The organism is Bacillus sp. BML-BC051, from assembly GCF_019656175.1.
GTDB classification, from domain to species: Bacteria; Bacillota; Bacilli; order Bacillales; family Bacillaceae_G; genus Bacillus_A; species Bacillus_A mobilis.
This window is the reverse complement of record NZ_BPLI01000100.1, coordinates 26,197-46,929: the sequence shown is the minus strand read 5'-3', so window position 1 is coordinate 46,929 and position 20,733 is coordinate 26,197. Positions and strand designations below refer to the sequence as shown.

Here is a 20,733-nt window from a genome sequence, read left to right as displayed (position 1 = left end):
TTTACATGTAACGAATAGAAGGGGCAAAAATTATGGTGTGCCCCTTCTATTCGTTATTTATCTATATTTTAGATGTATGTTCAATAACTGCATGAATGATGTCTTCCCAGTCATCAGGATGATTTTCATGTCCTGCGCCTTCAAGAGTTAGTAGGACTGAGTTAGGAATTTCATCAATAAGTGCGAGACCATGTTCAAAAGGGAGTGCAGTATCGTCTGTTCCGTGAATAACTAATGTAGGTGCTTGTATGGAGTGAAGCACACCTTCATAAGCATCATCACCTTGAAGTAAAGCGTGATTAAACATACTTAGTAGATTGTTTGCGCGTTCTATTTCTTGTTTTACTTGATTATAGACTCTTTTTTCATCAAATGTTCGTTTAGATCCACATAAAAGGCGAGATCCGGAAACTAAATATTCTGCTACAACATTTTCATTTGTCCAATCTAAATGCGTGCCGTTTGCGTGATGTGTTAAAATCCTTTCATCCATTGGGGGTAAATCGCGTGTGTTATCGTCAGAGCCTATTACACTTGTAGCTAGTAATGTTAACGACAATATTCTTTCGGGATATTTTACAGCAGCAATTTGAGCTATCATACCACCTAAAGACATACCAAATAGATGTGCTTGATCAATATGATAAGCATCAAGTATCCCAATTGCATCTTCTGCCATATTTGTAACTGTATAATTGGAAGTACCGGGTTCATACGCAACAGAGCGTCCTACATCACGGTTATCAAAACGAATAACAAATTTCCCTGTGTTAGCCAACTGTTCACAAAATTCTTCATCCCAATAAACCATTGAACACGTAGCACCCATAATTAATAAAACAGCTGGGTTTTTAGGATTCCCAAAGCTTTCTGTACATATATCAATCCCGTTTATTTTAATTATCTTTTCAGTCATAAAGTTATCCCCATTTCTTTTGAATGTAATTAAAAATACAGTTTTGAATGATTCTAAGGTGTGTGTTAGATTCATTTTGGAATTCATTATCTTTCTTACGAAATTACCTCCAAAAATAAGTTTATGATAATTCAAGGCAAAAAAATTTGAGAAATATTTGTAAGTTATTAAAATAAACAGCAAGGAGGAATGGAAATGAAAGCAATTGTTATAGATCAATATGGTAGTGTTGAAGAATTAACAGAAAGACAAGTTTTAAAACCGGTTGTTAAAGATAACGAGGTATTAATACGTATTCTCGCAACATCTATTAATCCTGTAGATTGGAAAATAAGAAAAGGAGACTTGCAACAACAGTTACGATTTTCATTTCCAATCATTTTAGGCTTAGATGTAGCTGGAATTATTGAAGAAGTTGGGGAAGAGGTAGAGTGTTTCAAAATAGGAGATAAGGTGTATACGAAACCTGAAAATATAGGACAGGGCTCTTATGCTGAATTCATTACAGTAAAATCAGATTTAGTTTCCTATATGCCTACAAATCTAAGTTTTGAAGAGGCAGCTTCGATTCCTCTTACAGGACTTACAGCGTGGCAAAGTCTTGTAGATTACGCAAAAATAAAAGAACATGACCGAGTACTTATTCATGCCGGTGCTGGCGGAGTTGGAAGTTTAGCAATCCAAATCGCAAAATCATTTGGAGCTTTTGTTGCGACAACTGCAGGTAGTAAGAATGAAGAGTTTTTAAAGTCTTTAGGAGCGGATCTTGTTATTGATTATAAAAAAGATAAATTTGAAGAACTACTATCAGATTTTGATATTGTGTTAGATACAATAGGTGGAGAAGTACAGGAAAAAAGTTTTCAAATTATAAAACCTGGTGGTGTTTTCGTTTCGATTGTTCATGAGCCAATTCAAAAAGTAAAAGGGATAAAATCAGGTTTTTTATGGCTAAAACCAAATGGAAAGCAACTAGAAGAATTATCAGATTTAATTGTACATGGAAAAATAAAACCAATCATAAGTAAAGTTGTCCCGTTTAATGAAGCAGGCGTTAGAGAAGCTCATATTTTGAGTGAAGGTCAACATGTTAGAGGTAAGATTGTAATGAAAGTGGAATAAAAATGATTAATTATCCTTCAAAAAGTAAATACGCCAAAGCAAAAATATTTTGGGGTATTTACTTTTTAGCTTAAAGATATTGTGCATATGCTTCTATAGCTTATAGTTTCGTACTGTATCATGTAATTTCTCTAAACCAATCAACATATCTTTTTCATTTAACATAGAATAGCTAAGCCTTAATTGGTTTTTATTTGTATCATTATTTAATAGACAAGCTGTTCCTGGTAAAAAAGAAACATCTACTTCATTTGCTTTTTGTAATAAGCTAAAGGGATCTATCGAATCAGGAAGTGTAATCCATAAATTAAATCCACCATTTGGTATTTGAAATCTTATTTCTTTAAGTGGTGATAACATATCAATCGTTATATCACGTCTAATTTGTAAAGCGGTACGTAATTTTTCTAAATGGTTTTTCATACGTTCTGCACGTAAAAACGGTAGAAGTGCTTTTTGTGTTAATAAAGGACTACCGATATCCATTGAACCTTTTACAGCAAATAACCATTCGAAAATAGGTCCATCAGCAATAAGCGAGGCGATACGCAGTCCAGGTGCTAACGTTTTACTAAATCCTTTTATATAAATTACGTGGCCATTCGTATCAAATTTTTTGATAGGAGGGGGAACAGTCGCACCCTCAAAATATATTTCTCCGAAAGAATCATCTTCAATTACAAAAAACTGATATAGCTCTGCTAGTTCTATAAGTTCCATTCTCCGTTCTTTACTCATTACTGTACCTGTTGGGTTCTGAAAAGTCGGATTCGTATACAATAATACGGGATTTTTACTTTGACAAATATCATCGACTAAATCGGATCGAATTCCATGATTATCAAGTGTAACTGGAATGATTTGAGCGCCTTTATTGATAAAAATATCAAGTGCTGCACTGTAACACGGACTTTCCACTAATACAATATCACCAGGTTTTAATAATGTTTGAGCAATTAAATCTATCCCTTGTTGTGCTCCGCTTGTAATTAATAATTGAGATGGGTCTGTCACTAATTGCTGGTGTTCATGTAAGTAATTTGCTATTTCAACTCGTAGTTCATAATCGCCTTGAACTGGCCCATATGTTGCAAGGATCATCTGGTCTTTATTCAGTATTTTATGCATTTCATCAGCTAAGAATGGATTTGGCAATAAACGAGGATACAAAATCGCTTGTGAAAAATCGTAATATTTCCGGTGCTGATTCATTGCATATTGAGATCGCATAACATTTATCGTTTTCGTTTGTTGCCAGTTATACGGAATTGGTTTGAAATCTTTCTTTCCATGTTTATGTATATAAGCACCTTTTCCTTTCTGGATGCGAATATATTCTTTCTTTTCTAATTGCTTATATGCTTTACGAACAGTTAGTAGGCTAATCTGTAAATCTTCGGCCATAGAGCGTAAAGATGGAAGTGCGTCACCATGCGAGAGCATGCCACTTTGTACTCTTTCAGCAATTTGCATATATATTTGCTGATAATACGGTATGTTGGATTCTTTACGAAGGACAATCTTCATGGTTTCACCTTTTTCGTTTTTATTTAATTAAAGCGAAAAATTTAAAGAGAATCAACTACGATTTTAGGTAACTGTTATATACATAGCTACACTGTTATACACTACACCTTCTATACTCATGATAAGAGTAAAAAGGAGGAAGAAAAATGGTCATTTTCAATTATATTTTAGTATGTATTATTTTCGGAACAACATTTTTAACGATAAAAATTGGGATTGAGGCAGGAGTGCCTCCATTATTTTCGGCGGGCATTCGTTTCTTTTTAGCAGGCGTAATTTTGATGATTATATTTAAGTTAAAGCGAAAAGAAATTATGCCACATGTATTTTCGAAGCGTATTATGTATGCTGGTTTTTGCTTAACGTTTATGACATTCGCTACATTGTACTGGGCGGAACAATATATTTCTTCAGGGTTAGCTGCTGTGCTTTCTGCAACGGGACCGATGATGATATTGTTATTACAGGCAAGGAGAAATAAGACGAAATTACAAAAGGAGCAACTGTTAGCCCTAATTATTGCACTAATAGGCGTTGTTTTTGTTTCTTTACCAGGAATGCACCAAGAATTAAGTTTTATATGGAGTATCGCTTGTTTCGTTTTAATAATAGGAGAGTTATTTTACGGAATAGGCTCTATTCGCTCAAAAGAAATACTTTCGGATTTACAAAGTGTATCACCATTTCTCATTAATGGCATTCAAATGTTTTATGGAGGTGTTTTACTACTAATCGTGTCTGTCATAGTAGAACAACCGAATGTAACTGTATTAGCTTCATGGAGTGTACAGTGGCCTATTTTATATCTTATCTTTATCGGATCAATTGGTGGGCACGGATTATATTATTGGCTCTTATCAAAAACAAATCCTGTATTCCCATCAACATGGTTATACGTATCACCTTTAATTGCTATTATTGTAGGATATATCATATTAGGAGAACCTTTAAATCCTACAATGGGCATAGGTGCTTGTTTCATTTTGGTTGGAGTATTTTTAGCTAACCGATCCACACTCCGGTCTTATTTCAAACAAGGTAGATTATTTGAGAAGGAAATGTAGTTGTATAAAGAAGCAGCCCTGTATAAAGTAGGGCTGCTTTAATTTTATTAATAATACGGATTGACTTTATTTATGGGAAAGTCGTAATATTATTAGGCTATATGAAAGAAAACCAAAAAAGAGGGGGAGTTATTATGAAAATAAATTGGACTGAAGTAAAGGAAAAAATTCGACCGCAAATTTCAAAACCATCATATGAAACTTGGTTTACTAATACATCTGTTTATTTAGAGGATGATATATTAACAATTTATTGTCCGAATGAATTTGCACGTGATTGGTTAGAATCTCATTACAAAGAATTAGTATTTCATACATTAAGAGAAATGTTTAATACGACGTTTGAAATCCAGTTCGATCTATGTAATGGCGAACCATCTAAGTTGAAAAATATTCAAAAAGAAAGGCTTAGTAGCTGGGATGAAGTAAAGAAAGCATTAAGGCCAAAATTAACAGAGAAAACATTTATGACATGGATTAGAAATACAAATGCTACGATAGAAGATAATACATTAATAATCTATTGTGAAGATGCGTTTCATCGTGACTTGCTTGAAGGGGAGTATAAAAATATAATTTCAAGTACCGTACAGAATCTAACTAATGAAGAATATCAAATTTGGTTCGAAATAGAATCAAAAACTACTTCTATTACACATATTCATCATATGCAAAATAATCCACTCACTTCCGAACAAGAAGAAACCAATACAATTTGGAATGAAATAAAAGGTAAAATGCAATTAATAATTTCAAGACCTTCATATGAAACATGGGTTAAAAAAACGACAGCCAGAATACATGAAAATTCATTGATCATTTATTTTGAAAACGAATTTCAACAAGAATGGGTTGAAAAGTCTTATACAGATTTAATTGCGGAAATAGCTAAAGAGTTAACTGGAAATACATATGAACTTCAATTTGAATTAGAATCAAATAAAGATGCAACCCGTGATGATGAAAAATCAAAATCACCTACTGAAAATACTATTTTCGAATTATGGGAGCAGTTCAAATCGTCCAATGATGAGTTAAAATATAATAATGTAGAGGATAGCGAAAAACGCATCCAAGCATTAGAAGAAAAAATTGTGAACATGGAAAAAGTGATCGATACATTAGTGGGGAAATTAGAGGTAGTAGAATCAAAAAAACAGTTGGGAAAATAACCAACTGTTTTTTTACTTAATTTACTTTTTTTATAAACCCTTTATAATGACGTTTCACAAGCTGACTTTCTAACGTCTTCATTGTTTCAAGTGCTACACCGACGATGATTAGTAAGCTTGTACCACCAATTTGTGCAGAAGGTGGTAACGTAGCAATTTTTGTGAATACGAGCGGTAAAATGGAAATTGCACCTAAGAAAATCGCACCGATAAATGTTAAACGGTATAAAATTTTCGTTACATATTGTTCTGTTGATTTACCAGGGCGGATACCAGGCACATATCCATTTTGCTTTTTCAAATTCTCAGCCATTTGTTCTGGATTTACTTGAATAAATGCATAGAAGTATGTGAATGCAACGATAAGACCGACATAAAGTGTCATTCCAAATGGATGTGCAAAATCAAGATTTGCAACTATCCACTTTGAGACGCTTGAATCAGGGAAGAGCTGCGCAATTGTACGCGGCGTCATTAAAAATGCAGAAGCAAAGATTACTGGAATTACACCAGCACTATTTACTTTAAGAGGTAAATGAGTGTTTTTTGCTCCTTGATATTGATTGTTTCCTGAAACAGCTTTTGCATATTGAATCGGTATTTTACGCACGGCTTGTTGTATGTAAATTACGCCAACAACTATCGCTAAAATTACGAGACCAATTAAAACCATCTTTATGATATGCATGAATAATTGATCGCCTGCATTTTGAAATTGTTGCAAATAAATTTGGTTCGCAACATTTGGAATCGCTGCAACAAGTCCTGCGAAGATAATCATCGAAATACCATTACCAACTCCGTTAGCGGTAATTTGTTCGCCTAACCAAAGTAAAAATGCAGTACCTGCAGTTAAAACTGTCGCAATAAATAAGTATGTAGTCCAGCTTTGATCTGTTATTAATTGTCCACCTGCTATATTATTAAAGCCATAAGACATCCCAATGGCTTGTATGAATGCGAGAATGATTGTAAAGTATCGAGTGAATTGAGCTGATTTCTTACGGCCCATTTCTCCTTGCTTTGCCCATTCCGAAAATTTAGGTATAACGTCCATTTGTAGTAATTGTACTATGATGGAAGCTGTAATATATGGTGTAATACCTACAGCAAAGATTGAGAAGTGTTGCAGTGCTCCTCCGCCAAATACGTTTAGCATACCTAAAACGTTAGCTTGATCTTGTACTTTTAATACCTCTGCGTTAGTATGAGGAACTGGAATAAACGTGCCAATTCGAAAAACGATTAGCATCGCTAGCGTAAAAAGAATTTTGTTTCTTATCTCAGCTACTCTCATGAAATTTGAAATCGTACGAAACATTATGTCGCCTCCTATATTTTTATCAGTTTAAAACTAATTATTATATCCCGATGAAGTAACCACAAACCTCCTTCCGCATTAAATTCATTTGACAAATGGATTTACATACATTTTGTAGTTTTCACGGATATAAAAATATAAGGTGTTGTATAAGCGACCAATAAGCTTTTCGTAATCATTCAATACACATAATATATCGAATAAATTAACAAATGTACATACATACGCATGAAAAATGAATGAATAGGGGCATTTTTTACATTTATTTAATGATGAATTGATAGGATGTGCATTTAATCGTTAGAATTTTTTTGATAAACGAACGCAAGTGAATAGATTAGATGGAAATTTTAAAAAAGAATTATGTGAAATACATCTAGATTTTTCTCGCTTAATTTATGGTGTATATACTAATAAATATTAAGTGGCAAGTTCCTCTGTATGAGGAAAGCACACTAAATAATTATTAAATGATAAAAATAGAATTTTGTAAATTACTAACCGGTAAGTGTGCTTCATATAGTCCTTTAATCAATGCAAAACCTCCTTCATTCTCTTATTATTAATATATCGATTTAAAAAGAATATAGAATTGTGTAAAAGTATGGAACTACATACAACTTTAGTATTGTTTTTATATCGATTCTGTAATTAGAGAATTTGTTTTATTTAGGAAGGAATACATATATACGAGAGCTAAATAAATGGAGTAGATATGTATAGAGAGGCTGATGTAAATGAAAGTTATAATAAAGAATTTACCGCAATTAGAAGTGGCATTTATAAGAAGAGTTGGTAGTTACTTTGAACCACAAGATCATTGGGAAAAGTTACTACAGTGGGCAAATGAAAATAATCTACATCCACCAGAGCAATCATTTATCGGAATTTCATTAGATAATCCTGAATTTGTTGCAAGTCAGAAGTGCCGACATGATGCTTGCGTTACCGTACCTGAAAACTTTGAAAAAGAACCTCATCAAGATATGCAATTTAAATGTGTAGATGGAGGTATATACGCTCTATACCAGTTTTATGATAAACCTCATAAATTAAGTGAAGTTTATCGATACATGTACGCAGTGTGGTTACCAAATAGTGAGTATAGTGCAGATTATGATAGGGATAATTTAGAGTTTTGTATGAACAATGTTGCAGAAGACCTAGAAGGAAAATTAAAGGTTGATTTATTTGTACCAATAAAAAAGAACAAATAAAAAGTAGTATAAATTGTAAGAGGTATTAAAATAATTGTTTTTTTAATAGTTTAAAACCCACTCTTAAAAATAGTTGAGAGTGGGTTTTATATTGTTATTGAGAAAAAAGTTTACTTTAATTAATATGAATATTTGTTTATATCATGAATGTACGTAGTAGTACATAATAAAAAAATATTATTTTTTTGTCACAAAAATGAGCATTCTGGTTTCTCTATAATGCAGGCATCAAACGAGAGAGAGGTTTTATTCACATGCAAACAATAAAAAGTGAAGAGAGGAATGTTTCACATATAACATTTGAAGCGTTGTTTAAACAACACTATGCGTATGTTGTAAAACAAATAATATGGATCATTAAAGAACAGACGGTTGCTGAGGAATTAGCGCAAGAGGTGTTTTTGCAACTGTATCATTCGGATTGGAAATCAATAGAAAATTTACGCGCTTGGCTTATAAAGTCTTCTACTTATGTCGCCTATAACTACATTCGCTCTGAAAAAAGACATCAGGCAAGAATCGATAAAGAAACCCAGTATCAAGAAGTTCAAATTGATTCGTCACTAGATGATGAATGGATTAGAAAAGAAGAAATTACAAAAGTACAAATGGTTTTGCGAAAAATGAAAGAACAAGATCGAACGATATTATTAATGAAATTTTCAGGGTTTCGATATAAAGAAATCGCACAAGTACTTCAGGTTGATGATTCGTCTATTGGAACATTGTTGGCACGAGCTAAACTAAAGTTCCGGAAAATTTTTGAACAAATGGAGGGGAAATAAATGACTTGTTATGAAATGGGATCCATTCAATCATTTATTGATGGCGAGCTTTCCCGTGAGGAAAGAAAACAATTTATAAAGCATTTAGACAAATGTAAGGAGTGTCAAAATTTATTAATTGAGCTAACGGAATTAAGTCAGTGGGAAAATTCAACACTTACTCATGAGACTCCAGAAATAAACATTGATGTTGAAAAAGCATGGCAAACATTTAAAAATTATAACGAGTCTAATAATGTACTTAGCGTAAATAAAACGACAGAAAGAAAGCATGGGGTATTTTCAAATGTGAATAAAAAATCAAAACGCTTAATGTATACAGCGGTTGCTGCGGTAGGTATTTTTACTATAGCTATGATTCCACAGGTTCAAGTTGCAGCAACTAATATTGCTTCTTACTTTGCTAATGAAGTTTCTAAAGATGAGGTAGTCAACGAAGGGATAAGAGATGAAAATAACAACAAGGTAGAAGGAATGTCAAATGGCAAGTTCATGCCTCTGGATGAGAAGATAACAGATCAGGGGATTACTGTACATTTTAAAGAATTATATGTGGCAGATGCACGTATATCTGTTCATTATAGAGTTGAAAAAGCCGATGGAACTTTAATGCCATTTGAATTTGATACAAATGGATTAGATATAAAAAGCGATGGAAAAGTAAACGGACAACAAGAAGAAAATCCTGAATATAATACAGGAAATGGTATGTTTTCACAATTATCATTTATTCAAGGTGAAGACAATTTACCATTCGAATTATTGTCAGAAGGAAAAAAGTTAGAGCATGTAGGCATTCGCGATAAAGACAGACCAGAAGGTGTCATTACATTTGTTGAAGGTCCTGAAGGAAAAGGTTCCTTTAAACAACCTTTAACATTAGATGTAGACATAAATAAAATAGGAAAAATAGTTGGATCTTGGAAAGGGCAATTTCAAATTAATCCTAAAAAAGTAAATAAGTAAAACAAATTTATATGAAAAAAAGAATTACACAATACATGTCGAGTGCTATCTTTATCTATTGGTTTGCTTTTATCATGTTTGTTTCTTAAATTATTTTAACTCTCTCTTTCATTTACTAATCAAATAGTAACGAAGAATTTTAATGTATTAGATAACGGATTTTTAATGGTTAATGTGCAAAGAAATCACCAAGTAAACAATTAATGAGACGAGCATATACTAATAAATGACACAATGCATTTATGATTTATAATCGTATGTAAAGAGCGCCTTAGGGAGCTCTTTTTTTTATTGAAATTAACCACTTATATTTGTTGTTCTTTATTTATATCAACGTCCTTACATTATGTAATTTTGCATAATGTTACATAAATTGTGTATTTTCCCTTTTTTTCGACAGAAACAGCAAGTATACTTTGTACAAGCTTTCTATTTTAAAAATTATACGAGGTGAAAAAATGAAAAACAAAAACACATTAACTAAGGTAGCTTTAACGACAGGCTTAGCTTTAACAGCTGTAGCACCATACGGAGTAGGTCATGCTGAAGAAACAGATCAACTACAAGTTCAAATTCAGGAAGAATCGTTCCGTTCGGGTGAACTTACACAACCGTCACAAAAGGCACCAGAGAATGTAGTAAAAGATGCTTTGAAGGAGAAAACAGAACAAGCTCTTTCTCCAAAGCAAGTCAATGGAGAAACAGGAGTAGATTATAAAGTTCTTCAAAAACGTGGTTCATATGATGGGACTACACTTGTACGTATACAGCAAACATACGAAGGAAAAGAAGTATATGGTCATCAATTAACTGCACACGTAGATAATAACGGTGTTATTAAAAGTGTTTCAGGTGATAGCGCGCAAAATTTAAAACAAGAAGAATTGAAAAAACCTATTAATCTATCAAAAGATGAAGCAACACAATATATTTATACGAAGTACGGGAACGATATCAATTTTATTTCTGAGCCAGAAGTTAAAGAAGTTATTTTTGTTGATGAAAATAATGGACAAGCTAGCAATGCATACCAGGTTACATTTGAAGCTGCAACACCAAACTATGTTTCCGGAACTTATTTAGTAAATGCACAAAATGGTGATATGTTAAAAAATATGGTACAAGAATCTAACTTAAAAGCAAGTGAAAAGCTAGTTGGAGCATTAAAGAAAAGTAAAAAAAGCAATCTTACATCATTAACTGGAACAGGAAAAGATGATTTAGGTATATCACGTACATTTGGTATCTCTAAACAAAGTAATGGCAAATATGCTCTTGCTGATTATACAAGAGGCCAAGGAATTGAAACATATGATGTAAATTATAGAGACATTACTAAAGAAGAAAGCTATTATCCTGGTACATTAGCAACTAGTACTTCGACAACTTTTAGCGATTCAAAAGCAGTAAGTGCTCATTACTTAGCAACAAAAGTATTTGATTTTTATAAAGATAAATATAAGCGTAATAGCTTTGATAATAAGGGACAAAAGGTAGTTTCAGTTGTACATGCTTGGGATTCGGGAGATACGAATGATCCAAAAAATTGGCAGAATGCTTTAAGTGCGAATAATGGAAGTATGCTTGTATATGGAGATCCTATCGTCAAAGCATATGACGTAGCTGGCCATGAATTTACACATGCTGTTACTTCTAGCGAATCTAACCTTGAATACTACGGTGAATCTGGTGCGATTAATGAGGCACTTTCTGATATAATGGGAACATCTATTGAGAAATACGTAAATAATGGAAAATTTAACTGGACGATGGGGGAACAAACTGGATCTGTTTTCCGTGATATGGAAAACCCGGCTTCTGTTCCATCTTCACTTGGTGTACCTTATCCAGATGATTACAGTGAATTTAATGATTTTAATGGATGGGATCAAGGTGGCGTTCATTTTAATTCAAGTATTATTAATAAAGTTGCGTATCTCATTGCAAAAGGTGGAACTCATAACGGTGTAACTGTTAAAGGGATAGGTGAAGATAAAATGTTTGATATCTTCTATTATGCAAATACAGATGAGTTAAATATGACTTCTAATTTCAAAGAATTGAGATCAGCATGTATTCGAGTGGCAACGAATAAATATGGAGCGAATACAGCTGAAGTTCAAGCGGTTCAAAAGGCATTTGATGCAGCAAAAATTAAGTAAGTTAGAAATATAGTTTTCATTCATATATTATTACATTATGAAAAACAGCTACTGTCATTTTAAAGATAGTAGCTGTTTCTTTATACAGCAATGTATGAGTGAAAATAAACTTATAAAGCAATAATTACACTGTATATCTTCAATAGTTACGACAAATATAAAAGGTTTAAAATATATAAAAACTGAAAATTAATAATATATTGACCTCTTGATAGGAAGTACTATAGAATGAAAGCGATAACAAACGATTGCTTTAAAATGATTTCTCTGATCTTTTAGTATTTATACATATATGCAGACATAAACAAATCTATTTTTTTGAACATTAATGCAAACGTTTTCGTAATAAGAAGATCATTGAAATCCATATGTGAAAATTGCCAATATGGGGGTGAAGTAAAAGAGATTTCTAGATTAATTTAAATAGTGTAATTTAGTACGAGCATAATAAATGGTACGTACTATTTAAAGAAAGGGTGTATGTGGTGCAAATGATAAAAAGATTAATTAACAAATCCGTTGTATTACTGACTATAATCGTTATGTTATCATCTGTTTTCTCTTTTCAAAGTGTAAAGGCAGTTTCAAATTCGAAAACAACTGAAGTTATCATTCATTACAAAGAGCAGTCTGGAAATACAAAAGAATGGAACCTTTGGACATGGGGAGAAAATGCAAATGGTAAATCATATGAATTTACTGGTGAAGATGAATTTGGAAAGTACGCTAAGATTAATATAGATGGTGAATATAATCGTGTAGGATTTATCATTCGTACGAATGAGTGGGAAAAAGATGGTGGCGATCGTTGGATTGAAAATATAAAGGATGGTCGTGCTGAAGTATGGATTCTTTCTGGTGATGATAAAGTATATAACTCTAAGCCCTCTTCGGATCTATCCATTCAAAAAGCAACTATTGATAGTTTCAATGAAATTACTGTAACGACTAATGTCCCGTTTCATATTAAAGAACGGAATATTGAAATTGAAGGCATTAAAATTAAAGATATTAGTCCTTATGATATAAACAGTGGAGATATTACTAATAAGGTGAAAATAATTACGGAACAGAAAATTGATTTAAAACAGACCTACAAAGTTAAAATAGAAAACGTAGCTGATACGAATACTGAAATAGGTAAAGTCATTCGTAGCGAAGAGTTTGATAAATTATTTTATTATAGTGGTAACGATTTAGGTAATATATATACGCCTCAGCATACGAAGTTCCGTGTATGGGCTCCTACTGCGAGTGAAGCGAAGTTAGTTACATATAAAAAATGGAACGATAAAATAGGTACTGAAATAAACATGCAACAAGGTGAAAAGGGCACTTGGAAAGCAGAACTTAAAGGGAACCAAAAAGGTCTCTTTTATACGTATAAGGTGAGAATTGGGGATAAGTGGACTGAAGCAGTTGATCCGTATGCGCGTGCTGCTTCTGTAAATGGAGATAAAGGTGCAGTTGTTGATTTAGAAGAAACAAATCCGAAAAAATGGAAAGCAAACAAAAGTCCAAAATTTAAAAATCCGGAAGACGCAATTATTTATGAATTGCATGTACGTGATCTTTCTATTCAGCCCGAAAGTGGTATTAAACAGAAAGGAAAATATTTAGGGGTAACAGAAAAAGGAACAAGAGGTCCTGAAGGTGTGAAAACAGGCCTTGATCATATGAAAGATCTTGGTGTTACGCACGTTCAGCTTTTACCGATATTTGATTATGCATCAGTAAATGAAGAGAATTTAAACGAACCACAATATAACTGGGGATATGATCCGAAAAATTTCAACGTTCCAGAAGGATCCTATTCTACAAATCCATATGAGCCAACTGTCCGAATAACTGAATTAAAGCAAATGATTCAAACACTACATGATAATAATCTTCGTGTTGTAATGGATGTAGTATATAACCATATGTATAATGCTGCTGAATCTAATTTTCATAAGTTAGTTCCAGGTTATTATTACCGTTACAATGAAGATGGAACATTTGCAAATGGAACCGGAGTAGGAAATGATACTGCTTCAGAACGAAAAATGATGAGAAAATTTATGGTGGATTCGGTCGCATACTGGGCAAAAGAATATAACTTAGACGGATTCCGTTTTGATTTAATGGGTATCCATGATTATGAAACAATGAATGAAATACGTAATGCCGTTAATCAAATTGATCCTTCTATTATACTGCATGGAGAAGGGTGGGATTTAAATACACCTCTTGCAGCTGAGTTGAAAGCAAATCAAAAAAATGCGGAGAAAATGAAAGGGATTGCCCATTTTAACGATAATATACGAGATGGATTGAAAGGTAGTGTATTTGAGGAGAAAGAAAATGGCTTTGTAAATGGGAAGGAAAACATGGAAGGCCGTATTAAAAACGGGATTACAGCAGGCATTGACTACGATATAAATTCGTCTACTTATCAAGATCCGGAGCAGGTGCTAACTTATGTGGAAGCACATGATAATCATACATTATGGGACAAGCTTGAGTTGACTAATCCAGGTGACAGTGAAGAAGTGCGAAAACAAATGCACAAATTGTCTTCATCGATTTTATTAACATCACAAGGTATTCCATTCTTACATGCAGGACAAGAGTTTATGCGCACGAAATATGGTGATCATAACAGTTACAAATCTCCAGATTCAATTAACCAAATGGACTGGTTGCGCCGTGCAGCATTTAAGAATGAAGTAGATTATATGAAAGGCTTAATAGAATTACGAAAAAAGTACCCAGCTTTTCGAATGACATCTGCAGAACAAATTAAAAAACAAGTTTCTTTTATTGATACTCCCAAAAATGTTGTCGCTTATTCAATAAAGGGAATTGGTAATAAAAACGAATACTTTATGGTGACTCATAATGCAAATAGAGAAAACGTTGACATAACGCTTCCATCAAAAGGTCCTTGGAAGGTACTAGTAGATGGTAAGCAAGCAGGTAGTAAAACACTTTACGTTGTTCATGATAATAAAATTAAAGTTCCTGCATTAAGTTCATTAGTTTTAAAAACAGAGAAACCAATTAAATAATTACAAAAAGCGGAGTGAAGGTTGTTTTCACTCCGCTTTTAAAATTAAAACGATATAATTTCACGTACTGTAATTTTATTACAATTCAATGAAAAACATAAATAAAAAGGAGAAGACTCACCAAGGTTCTTCTCCTTTTTATTGTGTAATTAGGATAATCATTGCTGCAGAACCATATAAAGAAATATCGATATAAACCTAAAGTTACAAGAGGTTTGAAAATAGCGAAAGGCAAGACGATGAATCCAGTTACTAAGTGACGAGAAAATGACAAAACTGTAAGAATGCACGAATGTTTGTAAGAAAGTTCGATGTTTTCCTTTTTCTTTTTTTATTAAAATGAAAAAGAAGAAAGCGATGTCATAAGAGGTTAGTATTTTTAGATGAGTACAATAACCAAAACTATTCATGTAATGAAGGTATATGGAAATCAGTAAAACAACTTACTAAAAAGGAGGGATTTGAAAATGTCTTTTTCACAATTCAATATTGATATTTTCCGAGCAATTAATAATTTAGGTAAACAATATTCATTCCTAAACTCAACCATGGTATTTTTGGCAGAATATATGGTATATATTTTTGCTTTAATTATTTTAGCTTATTGGTTTACTGGGTCCAGAAAAACTAGGGTGATGGTTATACAAGCGATGGTTGCTTTTGTAATTGCTGAGGTGATTGGAAAAATAGCAGGGAAATTCCATCTAAATTATCAACCGTTTGCAGTATTGCCTGATGTTAATAAACTTGTCGACCATACTGTAGATAATTCATTTCCTAGTGACCATACGATTCTCTTTTTTTCGATATGTTTTTCGTTTTGGCTTGTTCGTAAAAAAACTGGATGGTTATGGCTTACACTTGCATTTTGTGTAGCGATTTCTCGTATTTGGGTAGGGGTTCATTATCCTTTTGACATTGCAATAGGGGCTTTAATAGGGTGTGTTTCAGCTTTATTTTCGTATTGGGTAGTACCGAAATTTTCTTTTATCAATCAATTGCTTACTCTATATGAAAGAGTAGAGAAACATGTTTTACCATCCAAAAACAATTCAAAGGGATTTTGAGTATAGAAATATAAAAAAGACGTTATCCTTTCCTATAATTCTACAGAAAGGATAACGTCTTTTTCGTTTTATCGAAAGTGCAAAATATTAGATTGATAATGATGTATAGGGAACCCATAGTTGAATATAAGTCTCTTCAACTCTATCCAACCATTCAAAATAGCTTATTTTTGTATTAAAAAGTGTACCTTTTAAAATGACGTGATTTCTATGAGTACATTAACAATCCCTATGTAGATATTTAAATAGGTTCTCTATATTTATTGCATATAAATTATACAATAAATATTTTTTATATTACATACATTAAATTAAGCTTAACCTCTCTCTCTTTTCCTATAATTCTCTTTACGCTTTTGGATTGGCTTTTCGGTTTTCTTGACCAGGCCAATGAATAACTACACATAAACTCCTTATATCTATAGATAAACTACTGATTAGCTCCATATAGACTCTAGATAACATATATAGAATACAAGTTATCAAGGAGGTAAGAAAAAATGAATTTTATGAAACGCGCAATTCTCAGTTTGAAAAAAAGGATAGGAACATCATTAATTTTAATGGCAGTATTTCTGATTGTTACAAATTTGGTTCTTTCAGGATTCACAATCCAAAATGCATCAAAAAAGGCAGCTGATGCTGCAAGAAAAAAACTTGGTGCAGATGTTACTTTAGGTCTTGATTTCGACAAATTAGGTCAAAAAGCTCAGGAAACTGGAGAAATGCCAAAGCCACCGCAGCTCGATACAAAAGAAACAGATCAATTAGCGAAATCCAAGTATGTAAAAGACTATAATTACATAGCTAACACTTTCGGTATTTCTGATGGACTTAAACTAGTAGGAGCTTCAGAAGGAGAAGAAGAAGGAAAAGGTAAAGTGGGAATGGCGGCTGTGCGAGGCGGTTCAAGCTCTGGTACAGAAATAGATATGAATGCTTCTTTTATGATTGAGGGAGTCCGCAAGACTGCATTACAAGAAAGCTTTAAAAACGGAAAAAGTAAAATCATTGATGGAAAACCAATTACAGAACAGATGAAAGATCAGAATGTAGCTTTAATGGAAAAACGATTAGCGGAATTAAACAATTTGAAAGTAGGAGACAAAGTAAAAGTACAATCAGGGGATAAGAAGGAAACCCTCGAGATTGAAATTATCGGTATTTACGAAACGAATGAACAAGCAATGGGTCAACAGGCTCCTCCTATTATGGATCCAGCTAATAAACTATATATGCCACATTCAACTATGAAAAAATTAGAAGTAGACCAAGGTATAAGTAGTGTTCAAGTCGTGTATTTCTTGAATGATCCACAATATATTGATGCATTTAAAAAAGAAGCAAAAAAATCTAATATTGATTTTAATTATTATAAATTAGATGCGCATGATTCATTGTACAAACAAATGATTGGTCCTATCGAAAATATCTCTTCGACTTCTCAAATGATTATTTATATTGTATCGATTGCAGGTGCGATTATTTTAGGATTAATCATTATGCTATCAATTAAAGGACGTCGTAAAGAAATGGGAATTCTATTGTCTATTGGAGAGAAAAAGTGGAAGCTGATGGCGCAGTTCGTAGTAGAAGTAGTGTGTGTCGCTATTTTAGCATTTGGATTATCCATAACAACAGGAGCTAAAGTTTCTCAATATATCGGGGATAATTTACTTTCGAATGAAATTGCTACAACAAGCGAAGAAACGGACACCATGCGAAATAATAGTACTGTAATGATGTCTGGACCTGGTGGCACGCTACAAAATCAAAAAGAAGATCCAATTGATAAAATTGATGTAAGTGTAACAGGAGAAGATGTAGGGAAAATGGGAGGGATTGGACTAGCTATTGCTATAATAGCAACGCTTCTTCCGGCATTATCTATTCTACGTTTAAATCCAAAACAAATTCTTTTAAAAGATGAATAAGGAGGCTTAATATGGAAACGATTTTACAATTTAAAAATTTGGATTATTATTATGAAAGTAATGGGAAAAATGTAGCAATACTAGACAATGTCAACTTTTCTTTTCAAAAAGGGCATTTCTACACGATTTTAGGACCATCTGGATCTGGTAAAACTACAACTCTAAGCTTAGGTTGTGGACTGGATATCCCTAAAAATGGTTATGTACTGTATAATGGCAAAGATATTCGGAAGATTGGTTTAGATCGATACCGTAATCAAAATGTATCTGTAATTTTCCAATCTTATAACTTAATTACCTATATGACAGCTCTTCAAAACGTCTTAACAGCAATGGAAATTACAGGTGTCAAAGTGAAAAATAAGACGGTAAGGGCATTAGAATTATTAGAGAAAGTAGGACTCACAGAAATAGAAGCGAAACGAAACGTCTTGCAACTAAGTGGTGGGCAACAACAACGTGTAGCAATTGCTCGAGCACTATCTTGTAATGTTGATTTACTGATTGCAGATGAGCCGACAGGAAACCTCGACGAGGAAACCGCAATGGATATAATAGAACTGTTTCAAGAACTTGCACATAAAGAGAATAAATGCATTATTGTTGTGACGCACTCACAGGAAGTTGCTAAAAAATCAGATCGTGCAGTGTATTTAAGTAAGAAGAAGTTGGTCGTAAATGAAATCTAATATAAACATCGTAGTTGTTCAATTCACATAATTTTCAAAATACAACCCTTTCAAAAGCTTATATTTGATTTATAATAAAATCAAGCCATAATCAAAATGGTCTCCCTGTACTGAATGTAAAATAGTTTGTTGTTCCCGTTTCAATAATATAAGAAAAAGAACTTGTAGGATATCCTACAAGTTCTTTTTCTTATAATTGGTTACCTATATCATGGGATAATCACACAGTTAAACGGGACATTACCTAGATATATAATCTAAATGCTGTCCCGTTTAACTGTGTATCTGTATAGTTATTGCAGAATTAAACCTACAATCATAATTAAACTAAATACTATTATCCAACCAAACGCACAATAGCCAAAAATTCTAATCCATTTAGGTAATTGATTCATGTTAATTTTATTTGAGGGAACGCCCTGCATAGAAAACATCATTTTTTGATCTCTATCTCTATTATTTTGTTGTTCATACATAACATCATCACCTTTCTAGAACTATTGTGTTTATAGTATATCTGCCTGAAGAAATTATGTACAGAATAGAAGGAGCTAACCATTTGGAATAAAGAAGTGATGTATCAGTTATACTATGTAATATTTCTTCATTACTAAATATGGTGGTAAATATGACTAAGCAAACAATTACTTTATTTCAAGTTTCTATGATACTCATTGGTAGTATTGGGATAATTAATCATGTCATTATGATTCCTATGTTATTAGATACATCAGGTAGAGATTCATGGATTTCTATCATATTAGTAAGCATCCTATACTTGCTTTGGATTTCAATAATATTCATCATATATAAAAACATAAAAAATGAACATTTGTTTTTGTGGCTAAAAAATAATTTCGGGAAATTCAGTGTATATCCAATCATATTCATAGTTGCACTTTATTTAATAACGATTGGTGTCGTTGCACTAAAAGAAACCTTAACCTTTTTCTCTTTTTATTTACCAGAAACACCTCACTTTGTATTAGGAATACTTTTTTCGTTGATTTGTCTCTATAATGCTACAAAAGGAATTCAATCTATTGCACTTACAACAGGTGTTTTGTTACCAATTGTATTTTTACTTGGTTTTTTTGTAATGTTTGCAAATGTTCCACATAAAGATTATTCTTTACTTCAGCCAATGATGGAAAATGGAATGAATCCAATATTTAGGGGAATGGTTTATCCTGCAGCAGGATTTCTAGAATTAATTTTTATTCTTTTTTTACAACATCATATTTGTTCAAAAGTAAAATTATATCAATTGATTGCTTTAGGTATTGTTATTATTGGTATCACAATAGGCCCAGTTATGGCAGCTATTATAGAATTTGGTCCTTTCGCAGCAGCAAACCAACGATATCCAGCATTTGAAGAATGGAGACTTGTGTCAATAGGTAGGTACATTGAAAATTTAGACTTTCTCTCCGTGTATCAGTGGCTTGTAGGAATCTTTATTCGTCTATCGCTTGTTGTTTTTCTCATTCCAGATTTGTTATCAATTACAAATCGGAAAACAAGAAATGGGGTTATGTTTGCAATACTTTCATGTATTTTAGTAATAAGTATACTACCCATCAGTGACTCTAGTTTCTATTGGTTTGTATCTCAAATTGTTTTACCAGTTTCAGCATTAGGACTATTTTTGTTTTCTATATTACTAATGGTGTTTGTGTGGGTTGTTAAATTTAAGAAAAGCTCTTGAAAGAGTATGAGAATGTATTTTATATAAGGTTGC

16 protein-coding genes are annotated in these 20,733 nt (G+C 32.6%); 12 read left to right on the top strand and 4 right to left on the bottom strand.

Going from position 1 to position 20,733, the window contains the following annotated elements:
* Nucleotides 1-61: 61 nt before the first annotated feature.
* Nucleotides 62-916, bottom strand: a complete 855-nt coding sequence (gene mleBCA / locus K5S59_RS28400; RefSeq protein ID WP_000136606.1) for a BCA family alpha/beta fold macrolide esterase — start codon at nucleotides 914-916, stop codon at nucleotides 62-64.
* 195 nt (nucleotides 917-1,111) lie between these two features.
* Between mleBCA and K5S59_RS28395 the strand changes: the two genes are divergently transcribed.
* Nucleotides 1,112-2,038 carry an NADP-dependent oxidoreductase gene (locus tag K5S59_RS28395; RefSeq protein WP_120450296.1) on the top strand — a complete coding sequence of 309 codons (927 nt, stop codon included), beginning with the start codon at nucleotides 1,112-1,114 and terminating at the stop codon, nucleotides 2,036-2,038.
* 93 nt (nucleotides 2,039-2,131) lie between these two features.
* On the opposite strand, the gene pdxR is transcribed toward K5S59_RS28395, so the two are convergent.
* Nucleotides 2,132-3,565: a MocR-like pyridoxine biosynthesis transcription factor PdxR gene (gene pdxR / locus K5S59_RS28390; protein ID WP_098259298.1), complete on the bottom strand. Its 1,434-nt coding sequence runs from the start codon at nucleotides 3,563-3,565 to the stop codon at nucleotides 2,132-2,134.
* A gap of 146 nt (nucleotides 3,566-3,711) precedes the next feature.
* Here pdxR and K5S59_RS28385 point away from each other — a divergent pair, with 146 nt between their 5' ends.
* A complete protein-coding gene (locus K5S59_RS28385; protein ID WP_098259299.1) occupies nucleotides 3,712-4,629 on the top strand; it encodes a DMT family transporter in 918 nt (305 codons plus the stop codon).
* A gap of 134 nt (nucleotides 4,630-4,763) precedes the next feature.
* Complete coding sequence (locus K5S59_RS28380) at nucleotides 4,764-5,801, top strand: DnaA N-terminal domain-containing protein (protein ID WP_000700978.1); 1,038 nt, start codon at nucleotides 4,764-4,766, stop codon at nucleotides 5,799-5,801.
* A gap of 16 nt (nucleotides 5,802-5,817) precedes the next feature.
* Here K5S59_RS28380 and secY read toward each other — a convergent pair whose 3' ends face one another.
* On the bottom strand, nucleotides 5,818-7,122 hold the full coding sequence (gene secY / locus K5S59_RS28375; RefSeq protein WP_000490104.1) for a preprotein translocase subunit SecY: 1,305 nt from the start codon (nucleotides 7,120-7,122) through the stop codon (nucleotides 5,818-5,820).
* Between the two features lie 737 nt (nucleotides 7,123-7,859).
* Between secY and K5S59_RS28370 the strand changes: the two genes are divergently transcribed.
* The 8 genes from K5S59_RS28370 to K5S59_RS28335 all read left to right on the top strand — a co-directional run bounded on the left by K5S59_RS28370 (nucleotide 7,860) and on the right by K5S59_RS28335 (nucleotide 18,992).
* The gene (locus K5S59_RS28370) at nucleotides 7,860-8,339 is read left to right on the top strand and encodes an AraC family transcriptional regulator (protein WP_000864413.1); all 480 of its coding nucleotides are present in this window, start codon (nucleotides 7,860-7,862) and stop codon (nucleotides 8,337-8,339) included.
* Between the two features lie 254 nt (nucleotides 8,340-8,593).
* Entirely contained in the window at nucleotides 8,594-9,124 is a 531-nt protein-coding gene (locus K5S59_RS28365; RefSeq protein WP_001193462.1) for an RNA polymerase sigma factor SigX, read from the top strand.
* The gene (locus tag K5S59_RS28360; protein ID WP_000128530.1) at nucleotides 9,125-10,090 is read left to right on the top strand and encodes a DUF4179 domain-containing protein; all 966 of its coding nucleotides are present in this window, start codon (nucleotides 9,125-9,127) and stop codon (nucleotides 10,088-10,090) included.
* Nucleotides 10,091-10,548: 458 nt separating this feature from the next.
* Nucleotides 10,549-12,252, top strand: a complete 1,704-nt coding sequence (locus K5S59_RS28355) for a M4 family metallopeptidase (RefSeq protein ID WP_098873320.1) — start codon at nucleotides 10,549-10,551, stop codon at nucleotides 12,250-12,252.
* Nucleotides 12,253-12,737: 485 nt separating this feature from the next.
* Entirely contained in the window at nucleotides 12,738-15,302 is a 2,565-nt protein-coding gene (gene pulA / locus K5S59_RS28350) for a type I pullulanase (RefSeq protein WP_120450295.1), read from the top strand.
* Nucleotides 15,303-15,769: 467 nt separating this feature from the next.
* Nucleotides 15,770-16,369 carry an undecaprenyl-diphosphatase gene (locus K5S59_RS28345; RefSeq protein ID WP_000010596.1) on the top strand — a complete coding sequence of 200 codons (600 nt, stop codon included), beginning with the start codon at nucleotides 15,770-15,772 and terminating at the stop codon, nucleotides 16,367-16,369.
* 500 nt (nucleotides 16,370-16,869) lie between these two features.
* Nucleotides 16,870-18,303 (top strand): ABC transporter permease, encoded by a 1,434-nt coding sequence (locus tag K5S59_RS28340; protein ID WP_098872441.1) that lies wholly within the window; start codon nucleotides 16,870-16,872, stop codon nucleotides 18,301-18,303.
* Nucleotides 18,304-18,314: 11 nt separating this feature from the next.
* Nucleotides 18,315-18,992 carry an ABC transporter ATP-binding protein gene (locus K5S59_RS28335; RefSeq protein ID WP_098872440.1) on the top strand — a complete coding sequence of 226 codons (678 nt, stop codon included), beginning with the start codon at nucleotides 18,315-18,317 and terminating at the stop codon, nucleotides 18,990-18,992.
* A gap of 293 nt (nucleotides 18,993-19,285) precedes the next feature.
* Here K5S59_RS28335 and K5S59_RS28330 read toward each other — a convergent pair whose 3' ends face one another.
* The gene (locus K5S59_RS28330; protein WP_000273229.1) at nucleotides 19,286-19,468 is read right to left on the bottom strand and encodes a hypothetical protein; all 183 of its coding nucleotides are present in this window, start codon (nucleotides 19,466-19,468) and stop codon (nucleotides 19,286-19,288) included.
* Nucleotides 19,469-19,620: 152 nt separating this feature from the next.
* Between K5S59_RS28330 and gerXB the strand changes: the two genes are divergently transcribed.
* Complete coding sequence (gene gerXB / locus K5S59_RS28325) at nucleotides 19,621-20,700, top strand: spore germination protein GerXB (protein WP_120450291.1); 1,080 nt, start codon at nucleotides 19,621-19,623, stop codon at nucleotides 20,698-20,700.
* Nucleotides 20,701-20,733 lie beyond the last annotated feature (33 nt).

What these genes read in the sequence shown, in the direction of transcription:
- mleBCA (WP_000136606.1), bottom strand. Translation starts at nt 916, where the DNA reads ATGACTGAAAAGATAATTAAAATAAACGGGATTGATATATGTACAGAA.
- K5S59_RS28330 (WP_000273229.1), bottom strand. Translation starts at nt 19,468, where the DNA reads ATGTATGAACAACAAAATAATAGAGATAGAGATCAAAAAATGATGTTT.
- secY (WP_000490104.1), bottom strand. Translation starts at nt 7,122, where the DNA reads ATGTTTCGTACGATTTCAAATTTCATGAGAGTAGCTGAGATAAGAAAC.
- K5S59_RS28385 (WP_098259299.1), top strand. Translation starts at nt 3,712, where the DNA reads ATGGTCATTTTCAATTATATTTTAGTATGTATTATTTTCGGAACAACA.
- K5S59_RS28365 (WP_001193462.1), top strand. Translation starts at nt 8,594, where the DNA reads ATGCAAACAATAAAAAGTGAAGAGAGGAATGTTTCACATATAACATTT.
- gerXB (WP_120450291.1), top strand. Translation starts at nt 19,621, where the DNA reads ATGACTAAGCAAACAATTACTTTATTTCAAGTTTCTATGATACTCATT.
- K5S59_RS28340 (WP_098872441.1), top strand. Translation starts at nt 16,870, where the DNA reads ATGAATTTTATGAAACGCGCAATTCTCAGTTTGAAAAAAAGGATAGGA.
- pdxR (WP_098259298.1), bottom strand. Translation starts at nt 3,565, where the DNA reads ATGAAGATTGTCCTTCGTAAAGAATCCAACATACCGTATTATCAGCAA.
- K5S59_RS28355 (WP_098873320.1), top strand. Translation starts at nt 10,549, where the DNA reads ATGAAAAACAAAAACACATTAACTAAGGTAGCTTTAACGACAGGCTTA.
- K5S59_RS28395 (WP_120450296.1), top strand. Translation starts at nt 1,112, where the DNA reads ATGAAAGCAATTGTTATAGATCAATATGGTAGTGTTGAAGAATTAACA.
- K5S59_RS28335 (WP_098872440.1), top strand. Translation starts at nt 18,315, where the DNA reads ATGGAAACGATTTTACAATTTAAAAATTTGGATTATTATTATGAAAGT.
- K5S59_RS28360 (WP_000128530.1), top strand. Translation starts at nt 9,125, where the DNA reads ATGACTTGTTATGAAATGGGATCCATTCAATCATTTATTGATGGCGAG.
- K5S59_RS28345 (WP_000010596.1), top strand. Translation starts at nt 15,770, where the DNA reads ATGTCTTTTTCACAATTCAATATTGATATTTTCCGAGCAATTAATAAT.
- K5S59_RS28370 (WP_000864413.1), top strand. Translation starts at nt 7,860, where the DNA reads ATGAAAGTTATAATAAAGAATTTACCGCAATTAGAAGTGGCATTTATA.
- K5S59_RS28380 (WP_000700978.1), top strand. Translation starts at nt 4,764, where the DNA reads ATGAAAATAAATTGGACTGAAGTAAAGGAAAAAATTCGACCGCAAATT.